The 11,092-nt window shown below is 67.0% G+C and carries 9 protein-coding genes; 4 read left to right on the plus strand and 5 right to left on the minus strand.

Going from position 1 to position 11,092, the window contains the following annotated elements; all coding sequences use genetic code 11:
* Positions 1-12: 12 nt before the first annotated feature.
* The 5 genes from hemW to CQ034_RS04875 form a co-directional block, all read right to left on the minus strand.
* The gene (gene hemW / locus CQ034_RS04855) at positions 13-1,230 is read right to left on the minus strand and encodes a radical SAM family heme chaperone HemW (RefSeq protein ID WP_105710104.1); all 1,218 of its coding nucleotides are present in this window, start codon (positions 1,228-1,230) and stop codon (positions 13-15) included.
* The gene (locus tag CQ034_RS04860; RefSeq protein WP_029261708.1) at positions 1,230-1,883 is read right to left on the minus strand and encodes a DUF1990 family protein; all 654 of its coding nucleotides are present in this window, start codon (positions 1,881-1,883) and stop codon (positions 1,230-1,232) included. The genes hemW and CQ034_RS04860 overlap by 1 nt, the downstream gene beginning before the upstream one ends.
* A 91-nt stretch (positions 1,884-1,974) precedes the next feature.
* Positions 1,975-2,460, minus strand: coding sequence for a DUF1990 family protein (locus tag CQ034_RS04865; protein ID WP_146114797.1), 486 nt, complete (start codon positions 2,458-2,460; stop codon positions 1,975-1,977).
* 3 nt (positions 2,461-2,463) lie between these two features.
* Positions 2,464-4,317: a translation elongation factor 4 gene (gene lepA / locus CQ034_RS04870; RefSeq protein ID WP_105710106.1), complete on the minus strand. Its 1,854-nt coding sequence runs from the start codon at positions 4,315-4,317 to the stop codon at positions 2,464-2,466.
* Positions 4,318-4,432: 115 nt separating this feature from the next.
* Positions 4,433-6,163, minus strand: a complete 1,731-nt coding sequence (locus CQ034_RS04875) for an ABC transporter family substrate-binding protein (RefSeq protein WP_051662504.1) — start codon at positions 6,161-6,163, stop codon at positions 4,433-4,435.
* Positions 6,164-6,529: 366 nt separating this feature from the next.
* Here CQ034_RS04875 and CQ034_RS04880 point away from each other — a divergent pair, with 366 nt between their 5' ends.
* From CQ034_RS04880 to CQ034_RS04895, 4 genes are read left to right on the plus strand one after another with little or no spacing between them, the layout of a single operon-like run.
* The gene (locus CQ034_RS04880; RefSeq protein WP_029261704.1) at positions 6,530-7,510 is read left to right on the plus strand and encodes an ABC transporter permease; all 981 of its coding nucleotides are present in this window, start codon (positions 6,530-6,532) and stop codon (positions 7,508-7,510) included.
* A gap of 1 nt (position 7,511) precedes the next feature.
* On the plus strand, positions 7,512-8,429 hold the full coding sequence (locus tag CQ034_RS04885) for an ABC transporter permease (RefSeq protein ID WP_051662503.1): 918 nt from the start codon (positions 7,512-7,514) through the stop codon (positions 8,427-8,429).
* The gene (locus CQ034_RS04890; protein ID WP_105710107.1) at positions 8,380-10,482 is read left to right on the plus strand and encodes an ABC transporter ATP-binding protein; all 2,103 of its coding nucleotides are present in this window, start codon (positions 8,380-8,382) and stop codon (positions 10,480-10,482) included. The genes CQ034_RS04885 and CQ034_RS04890 overlap by 50 nt, the downstream gene beginning before the upstream one ends.
* On the plus strand, positions 10,479-11,054 hold the full coding sequence (locus CQ034_RS04895) for a PH domain-containing protein (RefSeq protein ID WP_181156209.1): 576 nt from the start codon (positions 10,479-10,481) through the stop codon (positions 11,052-11,054). The genes CQ034_RS04890 and CQ034_RS04895 overlap by 4 nt, the downstream gene beginning before the upstream one ends.
* Positions 11,055-11,092: the final 38 nt, after the last annotated feature.

Genomic DNA, 11,092 nt, shown 5'->3' on the forward strand with positions numbered 1-11,092 from the left:
CGCATCGGCCGATCAGTCGGTGAGCTCGCGCACGACGGCATCGGCGAGGAGCCGACCACGAAGCATCAGCTGGACCCGGCCGCGGATGGCGGCGGCCGGGTCCACGAGCCCGTCGGCGATCAGCCCGGCGACGTTGCGTCGGTTCGCGGCGGGCACCTCGTCGATAGCGATGCCCTCGCGGATGCGGCTCAGCAACAGGATCCGCTCCAGCGTCCGCGACTCGGCGTCCGGTCGTTCCGTGCCGGCTGCGGGTGACTCGGATGCCGCGAGCCGCTGTGCGTATGCCGCCGGATGCTTGACGTTCCACCAGCGCAGCCCGGCGACGTGGCTGTGCGCTCCGGGGCCGAAGCCCCACCAGTCACTCCCGCGCCAGTACGCGAGATTGTGCCGCGACCGCTGCTCGGGCGTGCGTGCCCAGTTGCTGACCTCGTACCAGTCGAAGCCCCCCGCCGCGAGACGGGCGTCGGCGAGCTCGTACATGTCGGCCTGCACGTCGTCGTCGGGGGTCGGAACCTCTCCACGGCGGATCTGGCGAGCGAGCTTCGTGCCGTCCTCGATGATCAGCGCGTACGCGGAGATGTGGTCGGACTCCAGCGCGAGCGCCGCGTCGAGCGAGACTTCCCAGTCGGCGAGCGACTCCCCCGGCGCCCCGTAGATCAGATCGACACTGACCGCGAGACCCGCGTCCTTCGCCGCGGCGACCGCGGTGGTCACGTTCTCGGGCCGGTGCGTGCGGTCGAGGGAGGCGAGCACGTGCGGCACGGCCGACTGCATGCCCACCGACATCCGCGTCACACCGGCGGCGGCCAGCGTCCGCGCGACCGCGGGCGTCACGGTGTCAGGATTCGCCTCCACCGTGACCTCTGCGCCCTCTGCCAATCCGAAGGCCGAGGTCGCGGCCTCCAGCATCCGGGCGAGATCGCCAGCCGGCAGCAGCGTGGGCGTGCCACCACCGAAGAAGACGGTGTCCATCGGCCGCAGCGCCCCCGCGTCGGCCAGCACCCGACGGGCGAGGCCGATCTCAGAGATCAGCGTCGATGCGTAATCCTCCTGCTTGGCGCCGCGGAGCTCGGTCGACGTGTAGGTGTTGAAGTCGCAGTAACCACAGCGCACCGTGCAGAACGGGATGTGCAGGTAGGCCGAGAACGGCACACTCGCGTCGAAGGGAAGGTCGTCGGGCAGATGTCCGTCTGCCGGCGCAGGGTCTCCCAGAGGAAGCGGTCCCGCCATCACAGGGGGGTCGCGTAGAGCGGGGAGATCGCGCGGAGGTAGCGCGCGAAGAGCTCACGACGACGGCGCTTCACGAGCGCCGGCACGGTGCGGTACAGCAGCGCGTGCGGAGCGTCGAAGGCGCGGACGGTGAACCAGACCTCGTCGTTGTCTTCACGCCAGTCCACGTCGAAGGACTCCTCGCCACGGACGACGGATCCGCCGACGGTGCCGAGGACGAAGCCGATGCGCCGGGTCTCCTCGGTCACCGAGATCACGCGGAGCTCCGCGTCCGCACGCATGCTGCCGACGCGACCGCGCAGATGAAGAGTCATCCCCGCGCCGACGAAGGGCATGCCCTCCGCGTCGTAGCGGGGCTCGACGTCACGCTTGCTCGGCGCGATCGGGTTGCCCTCCGCGTCGAAGCTCACCCCCGCGTAGGCGGGGCCGGGCGCCGGACGCACGTCTTCGACGGAGAGTCCGGCCGCGCGCTGCGCCGTCCACGAGAGCAGCGCTTCACCGGCGGTCTGGAAGCGCTCGCTGCCGCTACCGATCCGCCAGGATTCCTCCGCCGGGATGCTGCGCTCCGGCGGGTACTGCATCAGATCGGGCGCGTGGGTCGCACCCACGGCCGCATAGTCCACCGTGTCGTCTCGGAAAGTCCCGCGCCGCATGAGTTCCAGCCTACTTCCCGTTGCCTGAGCGAACACCCCCACGCGCCGCACGGCGACACATCTTCGGTCAGTGAACCCGCTCAGTCGAGCGTCACTGCGTGCGGGAAGCCGCTGCTTCGGCCTGCACGATCTTCACGTAGCGCGCATGGGTCGCGCGCTGCACCATCCGCAGGGCAGGACCGAGAACACGCCAGAGTGCGGTGGAAGGGCAGGAGATGGACCGCGCTGTGAACACACCGCGCTCGTCGATCCGGAACGACTCCTCGCCGTAGATCGGGTGCCCGGGTCGCGTCTCGTAGCCGAAGCCGCTCTCATCGGCCCAGACGATACGCACCGGCTCGACGAAGCGGATGCCGAGCAGGCGCTTCGCGAGCACCCCTTCGAGTCCCGGTGTCGGCTCCTCGGACGGCACCGCGAATCCGGCGCGTCGTTTGAACTCCCACGAGCACACCAACGCCGCGACGGCATCGCGCGCCGCCGGATCGACCACGGTCGAATGCTCGGCGATCCGCATGCCCACCGGCGCTGTCGCGACAGGATGACGCGTGATTCCCCGCTCGTAGGCCGGTAGCGGCACGTGCTACTTCTTGTCCTTGCCCTCGACGTCGCCCGACAGCGCGGCGATGAACGCCTCCTGGGGGACCTCGACGCGACCGACCATCTTCATGCGCTTCTTGCCCTCCTTCTGCTTCTCGAGGAGCTTGCGCTTGCGGGTGATGTCACCGCCGTAGCACTTGGCGAGCACGTCCTTGCGGATCGCGCGGATCGTCTCTCGGGCGATGATGCGCGCGCCGATCGCGGCCTGGATCGGAACCTCGAACTGCTGGCGAGGGATGAGCTTGCGCAGGCGTTCGGCCATCATCGTGCCGTAGGCGTAGGCCTTGTCTCGGTGGACGATCGAGCTGAACGCGTCGACCTTCTCGCCCTGGAGGAGGATGTCGACCTTGACGAGGTCGGCCTCCTGCTGCCCGGACGGTTCGTAGTCGAGCGACGCGTAGCCCTGGGTCTTCGACTTGAGCTGATCGAAGAAGTCGAACACGATCTCACCGAGCGGCATGTTGTAGCGCAGTTCGACGCGTTCCTCCGAGAAGTACTCCATGCCGAGCAGCGTTCCACGGCGGGACTGGCACAGCTCCATGACGGTGCCGACGTAGTCCTTGGGCAGCAGGATCGCCGCCTTCACCATCGGCTCCGAGACCGAGCCGATGCGCCCATCCGGGTACTCGCTCGGGTTGGTCACGGTGACGGTCTCGCCGGTGTCGCTCGTGAGCACCTCGTAGATCACGCTGGGTGCGGTGGTGATGAGGTCGAGGTCGAACTCTCGCGCGAGACGCTCGGTGATGATCTCCAGGTGCAGGAGACCGAGGAATCCGCAGCGGAAGCCGAAGCCGAGGGCCACCGAGGTCTCCGGTTCGTACACGAGCGAGGCGTCGGAGAGTTTCAGCTTGTCGAGCGCCTCACGCAGCTCCGCGTAGTCGCTGCCGTCGATCGGGTACAGACCCGAGAACACCATGGGCTTGGGGTCCGTGTACCCCGGAAGCGCCTCGGACGCGGGCTTGCGCGACGTCGTGATCGTGTCGCCGACCTTCGACTGACGCACGTCCTTCACACCCGTGATCAGGTAGCCGACCTCGCCCACCCCGAGTCCCTTGGTCGGGGTCGGCTCCGGGCTCGACACACCGACCTCGAGCGCTTCGTGATTCGCTCCGGTCGACATCATCTGGATGCGCTCGCGGGGCGAGAGGCTGCCGTCCACCATGCGCACATAGGTGACCACACCGCGGTAGGCGTCGTAGACCGAGTCGAAGATCATCGCGCGCGCCGGCGCGTCCGCGTCGCCCTTCGGGGCGGGGATCTCCTTGACGAGCCGGTCGAGCAGCTCCTCGACGCCGACGCCGGTCTTGCCCGAGACGCGGAGCACGTCCTCGGGCTTGCCGCCGATGAGGGATGCGAGTTCCTTCGCGTACTTCTCGGGATCGGCGGCCGGCAGGTCGATCTTGTTGAGCACCGGGATGATGTGGAGGTCGTTCTCCAGCGCAAGGTAGAGGTTCGCCAGCGTCTGGGCCTCGATGCCCTGCGCCGCGTCCACGAGCAGGATCGCGCCTTCGCATGCCGCGAGCGAGCGCGAGACCTCATAGGTGAAGTCGACGTGGCCCGGGGTGTCGATCATGTTCAGGGCGACGGTCTGGCCGTCGAGCTGCCACGGCATGCGCACGGCCTGGCTCTTGATGGTGATGCCGCGCTCGCGCTCGATGTCCATCCGGTCGAGGTACTGGGCCCGCATGTCGCGATCCGAGACGACGCCGGTGATCTGGAGCATCCGGTCGGCGAGGGTGGACTTGCCGTGGTCGATGTGGGCGATGATGCAGAAATTGCGGATCTGCGCAGCCGGCGTCGAGGCAGGCTGAAGAGGTGTGAGAGCGCGTGGGGACATGTCCCCTCGATTCTACGGTCAGGCGGTGTGAATCCCCGATTCGCGCGCTGCTGTGCCGGGGAAAGCACACTGGGCGGCCCCGAAGGGACCGCCCAGTGTGGGGTGCGAACGGGGCTTACTTGGCCCAGCCCACGTTCTCCCAGAACTTCGCGCCGGTGACCGACTCGAACTGCGAGGGACCGTAGTTCACGAGGCCGTCGGCGATCGCGTACTGGTTCGGTCGTGCCGCGAGCGGGATCGTCACGGCTTCGCCCATGATGATCTTGTCGATCTCCTTCGCGATCTCGAGGCGCGCCTCGGGGTCGAGCTCGGCGTTGGCCTTCGCCCACAGATCGTCCAGACGCTCATCCGCGACACCGGGGAAGTTCTGCCCCGAGTCGGCCGGGTTGAAGATCGATTCCGTCGAGGAGATCGGGTACGGCGTACCCTGCCACGCGAAGATCGTCGCCTCGAAGTCACGCGTCTCGGTCGTGATGTACTTCGTGAAGAAGTCGGCCGACGGGACGGTGTCGATCTTGACGTCGAAGCCCGCCTTGGCGGCCATCGGCTGGATCTGCTGCGAGAGGATCGCCGAGTTCGGGGTCTCCGAGGGGATCACGAGGCGAACGGTCAGCTTGGTGCCGTCCTTCTCGCGGATGCCCTTGTCGCCCTCGACCCAGCCGGCGTCTTCCAGCTGCTTCTTCGCGGCGTCGACATCGAACGCGATGTCCGCACCGTCGTCTTCGTAGCCGTTCTGGCCGTTGAGGAAGATGAGGTTGTTCAGGACCTCGGGCTCGACACCCAGCGGCTCGATGACGGCCTGAGCCATGATCTGACGGTCGAGCGACTTCGCGAAGGCCTGACGGACCTCGACGTCCTCGAACACGCCGGCGGTGCCGTTGAGCGTGACGTGGCTGTACGTCACACCCTTCGAGTTCAGGATCTCGGAGTCGGAGCGCGCCTTCGCGGACTCGAGCGTGTCGACGCTGGAGTTGATCGGAACGGCGTCGAACTCCTTGTTGGCGAACGCCTGGCCGACGGTCGACCGGTCGGTCGCCTTGTAGTTGATCGTGTCGAGCTTCGGCTTGTCGCCCCACCACGTCGGGTTCGGCTCGAACGTGATGGTCTTGCCGGTCGCGTCGAACTTGCTGACGATGAACGGACCGCCGGAGACGTAGGTCGAACCGTCAGCAGCGAACGGACCGTTCGCCCACGCGGTGTTGAAGCTCTCCGGCGTCTCCGTGAGCCAACGAGGGTAGATCGTGCCGGTGCCGAGGATGGAGGGCCAGTCGGCGTTCTTGTTCGCGAACGTGATCAGCACATCCTGGTCGTTCTCACCGGCCTCGACGGAGGCGATGTCGGACCAGACGTTGGTGGACGTCGGGGCGTACGCCTCGTTCTTGCCGTTCAGGGCGTTGAACTGGCCCTGGAAGTCCTGGACACCGATGGGAGTGCCATCGGACCAGACGGCGTCGGGGTTGATCTTGACCTCGACGACCTGAGGGTCCTCGCTCTTGAGCTCGACCGACGTGGCGAAGTTCGGGTCGGCTTCCCAGCTGCCGTCCTCGTTCACGACGACGAAACCGGGGGTGAACAGGCTCGCGATCGTGTTGTCGTCGACGGTGCCGGAATCGAGGTTGTAGAGGTTCCAGTTGGCCGGCGTCTCGTCGAGCGGCAGGTTGAGCGTGCCGCCGTCCTTGACGGCGTCGCGGTCTGCGGCGACCCAGCCGGTCCCGGGAAGCGCCTCGGGCGAGGAACCGCCGTCCCCCTCGTTTCCGCCGTTCGTGGCGGGCGCGCACGCAGAGAGCGCCAGCGCGACCGCGGCGATCCCGGCGAGGCCCGCCCATTTCTTGGAGTTCGACTTCATCGATCTCCCCCTTCTATCGTTTCGTGCAGACTGCACAGGACTCGTCCGAGCCGGGTACCGAAGACAGCGACCGGCTATGGAGCAACATCATCGATAATCGCCCCGTACACCGGCATGTCAGGCACGTGTTGTCCGGATCGTTACCTAGTTGTCGTTCAAGCCGCAGGATCGTGTGGCTGAAACGGGGTCGCGTCGTGGCTGACACCGCGTCGCGCCAGCCTGACCACCGTGAACATGGCAACATGGGGAGCCTGCCGGCGATCGAAGAGGATATGCCGGAGTTTTGGAAAGCGGGACTCGGGTGCCTAGAGTAGCGAGGCCGCAACAGATGTCGGGTGCGCGGCGATCCCGCGCCGAAGGAGCTCCATGATCGGATTCATCGCCAAGCGATTGGTGAACTATCTCATCCTCACCGTCATCGCCACGTTGGCCGGTTACGCCCTCGTCTCCACCACACTTCAGCCGGCGGCGCGGTTCCTCGGCAAGAATCCCCCCGTCCCGCAGTCCAGCATCGACGCCGCGCTCGACAAGATGGGCGTCAATCCTGACGTATCGCTGCTGCAGCGCATGTGGGACTGGCTCGTCCAGTTCGTCACGACCGGCTCCCTCGGAATCTCCACTCGCAGCACCGAGGTGACGGCTGACATCATCGAACGGGCCGGCACGAGCCTCCGACTGCTGATCATCGGCTCCATCCTCGGCGCGATCTTCGGCATCCTGCTCGGTGTATGGGGAGCCATCCGCCAGTACCGCGCGAGTGATCAGATCATCACCTACGCGTCGTTCACCGTTCTCGCGACGCCGATCTTCGTGATCGCGGTACTCCTCATGATCGGCGCGACCTGGGTCAACAACGCGTCCGGTCAGCAACTCATCAACTTCACCGGCGAGTACAGCGTCGGGGTCACCGGGTTCTGGCCCGTCATAGGCGATCGAATAGCGCATCTGCTGCTGCCCACGATCGCGCTCACCGTGACCGCGGCAGCCTCCTACTCCCGGTACCAGCGCAGCGCGATGCTCGACGTGCTGTCCTCGGACTTCATCCGCACGGCACGCGCGAAGGGCCGCACCCGCGGATCCGCCATCATGCGTCACGGCGTGCGCGTCGCACTGATCCCCATGTCGACCTTCTTCGCCTACTCGTTCGGCACCATCCTGGCGGGCGCGGCCGTGACGGAGAAGATCTTCAGCTGGCACGGCATGGGCGAATACCTCATCGACTCCGTGTCGAACAACGACATCAACGCCGCAACCGGATCCATCCTGTTCGCCGCGATCCTGGTGCTCATCGCGGGCACGCTGGCCGACGTCCTCTACGCGGCCCTCGACCCCCGAGTGAGGATGTGACATGACGCTCGATCCCACACAGCTCGACGCTCCACCGCTCGAGCCGGAGAACGAGGAATCTCCCTCGATCCCCCGGTGGCGGCTGATCCTGGTCCGCACGTTCTCGACCAAGCGGGCCTGGATCGGCGCCGGCGTGCTCGTGCTGATGTTCCTGCTCGCGTACGTCGGACCGCTGCTCTACCCGTGGTCGTCCACCGACCAGGACTATCTCGCGTTCAACAAGGGGCCGAGCCTCGACCACTGGTTCGGCACCGACACGATCGGGCAGGACATCTTCGCCCAGTCGATGGCGGGTCTGCAGAAGTCCCTGCTCATCGGCCTCATCGTCGGACCGGTCACGGCACTCATCGCCGGGCTCGTCGGCGCGATCGCCGGGTACGTCGGCGGTGTCTGGGACCGGGTGATCGTCTGGATCATCGACCTGCTCCTCGTGCTGCCGAGCTTCTACATCCTCGTGCTGCTGAGCCCACTCTTCAAGGACCTGGCCTGGGTCGCGCTCGTCGTGTTCCTCCCCCTCTTCGGATGGATGGTGCTCGCGAGAGTCATCCGCGGTCAGACCATGTCGCTGCGCGAGCGCGACTACGTCAAGGCGGCTCGCTTCATGGGCGTCGGCGGTTTCACCATCATCCGCCGCCACATCATCCCCAACGTGGCATCGCTGCTGATCATCGACGCGACGCTGGGTGTCGGCGCCGCGATCCTCGCCGAGACCACGCTCAGCTACTTCGGCTTCGGCATCCAGCCGCCCGACGTGTCACTCGGAACGCTGCTCGCTGCGGGAAGCGCCGCGGCGACCACCCGTCCCTGGCTCTTCATCCCGCCGGCGATCATCCTCGTCGCCACCGTGCTCGCGTCGAGTCTGCTCGGAGATGCCCTGCGTGACGCCGTCGACCCGACCTCGGAGAACAACCGTGCCTGAACCCCTGCTTCGCGTCCGCGACCTCAACGTCACCTTCGAGACGAAGGCCCGCACCGTCCACGCCGTCCGCGGTGTGAACTACGAGGTCAATCGCGGCGAGTTCCTCGCCATTGTGGGTGAGTCCGGTTCGGGCAAGTCCGTGTCGTCGATGGCGGTCATGGGCCTCCTCCCGAGCACCGCCAACGTCTCGGGCTCCATCACGTACGACGGCACCGAGCTCCTCGGCTCCACCGACCGGCAGCTGTCGAAGATGCGCGGTTCCGACATCGCGATGATCTTCCAGGACCCGCTCTCGGCACTGACGCCGGTCTACACGATCGGTCAGCAGATCATCGAGGGCCTCAAGCTGCACCAGCCCGGGCTCAGCAACCAGGCTCTGGAGGCCCGCGCGGTCGAGCTGCTCGACATCGTCGGTATCCCGGAGCCGCGCCGACGGGTGAAGTCGTTCCCGCACGAGTTCTCGGGCGGCATGCGCCAGCGCGCGATGATCGCGATCGCCATCGCGAACGATCCGAAGCTGATCATCGCGGACGAGCCGACGACGGCACTGGATGTCACCATCCAGGCCCAGATCCTGGATGTCCTCCAGAAGGCGAAGGAAATCACCGGCGCTGCCGTGGTGCTCATCACGCATGATCTCGGCGTCGTCGCCGGCAACGCGGATCGCGTGGCCGTGATGTATGCGGGCCGCATCGTGGAGACCGCACCGGTCGACGAACTGTTCGCACGTCCGGCGATGCCGTACACGATCGGACTCCTGCGCTCGATGCCGAGCATCGCCAACGGGGCCTCCGAACGTCTCGTCCCACTCGAGGGACGTCCGCCGCTGCTGACTGAGGTGCCCACCGGCTGCCCGTTCGCCGATCGCTGCCCCGCCGTGATCTCGGCGTGCCACGACATCGAACCCGATCTCGTCCCCGTCGCACCGCTGCAGTCCGCGGCGTGCATCCGTGCGGAGGAGATCGTCGACGGCCGGCTCCCCCGCGACGAGGTCTTCTCCCCGCCTGCCCCGGTCGAAGAGGTCGTCCGCGAGGTCGAGACCCGCGGCACCGTGCTCAAGGTCGAAGACCTGAAGCGGCACTACCCGCTCACCAAGGGCACCGTTTTCCGCCGCCGCATCGGCACCGTCCGCGCGGTCGACGGCGTCAGCTTCGAGCTGGACGGCGGCAAGACCCTCGGCCTGGTCGGAGAATCGGGCTGCGGAAAGTCGACCACCGTCATGGAGGTGATGGAACTCGCCCAGCCGCAGTCGGGGCGCGTCTCCGTCAACGGCATCGACACGGCCACGCTCTCCGCTTCACAGCGTCGCGCGCTCCGGACCGACATCCAGATCGTGTTCCAGGACCCGGCGGCCTCGCTCGACCCGCGTATGACCGTCGAAGAACTCATCGGCGAACCGCTCACCGTGCACGACGTCCCGGCGAAGGAGATCTCGCGCCGCGTGCGCCGGATGCTCGAGCTCGTCGGTCTCGAGCCGAGCTATGCCCGTCGCTACCCGCACGAGTTCTCCGGAGGTCAGCGCCAGCGCATCGGAATCGCGCGTGCGCTCGTCGTCGAACCGAAGATCCTCGTCCTCGACGAGCCGGTTTCCGCGCTCGACGTCTCGGTGCAGGCCGGCGTGATCAACCTGCTCGAGGATCTGAAGCAGCAGCTGGGACTCTCCTACCTGTTCGTCGCACACGACCTCGCCGTGGTGCACCACATCGCCGATGACGTCGCCGTGATGTACCTCGGGCGCATCATCGAGTACGGCGATGTCGACGCGATCTTCAGCAACCCGCGCCACCCGTACACGCGCGCGCTGCTGTCGGCCGTGCCGATCCCCGACCCGCAGATCGAGCGGACGCGCGAGCGCATCCTCCTCTCCGGAGACCTGCCATCGCCGACCGAGACGATCACGGGGTGCGCGTTCCGCTCACGGTGCCCGCTCTACGCGATCCTTCCTCCCGCACAGCAGGCCGAATGCGAGACCGTTTCTCCCGAGCTGCGCCCCGTGGAAGGACGCGACGTCTCCTGCCATTGGGCGGAGCAGGACATCCTGCAGACCGCGTGATCCGTGGTGACGGCGTGAGCGGCCGCGGCACTGACCGCATCGTCATCCGCGGTGCATCGGGCTGGTGGATCAGCGGTGTTCTGGCGGCGCTCTTCGCCTACCTGCTCATCGATGCGGCCGTTCGCGCGGAGTGGGCGATAGTGCTCCTCTCCCTCCCCTGGATGGGAGTGGTGCTGCTCGTGTGCTGGATGCTGCTGATCCGGCCGTGCGTCATCGTCGCGCCTGCCACGCTCACCGTGGTCAACGTCTTCCGCACACACACGATCCCGTGGCACGAGGTGGCCGAGCTCCACGTGCGGTATCAGCTCGTCGTCGAGTTGACCGACGGCACCGCGATCCGCGCCTGGGGTTCACCCACCGTCCGGCCGCGTCGGGACCGGGAAGCCGACGTGTCGACGTCCCATCGTTCCCGCGCCTTCGTCGGTGTGGTGGAGGCGATCGACCACGCGCGTGATGACGTCGGGCGGGCTCCGACGGGTGAGGCGGCGACCGTGAGCGTTGCGTGGCTGCCTCTTCTCGCTCTCGCCCTCGCCGTGGCTCTCGGCGTCACGGCAGCCGGCCTGCTGTTGTGACGCGGGGTCTCGGCATAAACGCCGAGATCCTAAGCTGA

It is taken from the genome of Microbacterium sp. MYb45, assembly GCF_002979655.1.
Classification (GTDB): domain Bacteria; phylum Actinomycetota; class Actinomycetes; order Actinomycetales; family Microbacteriaceae; genus Microbacterium.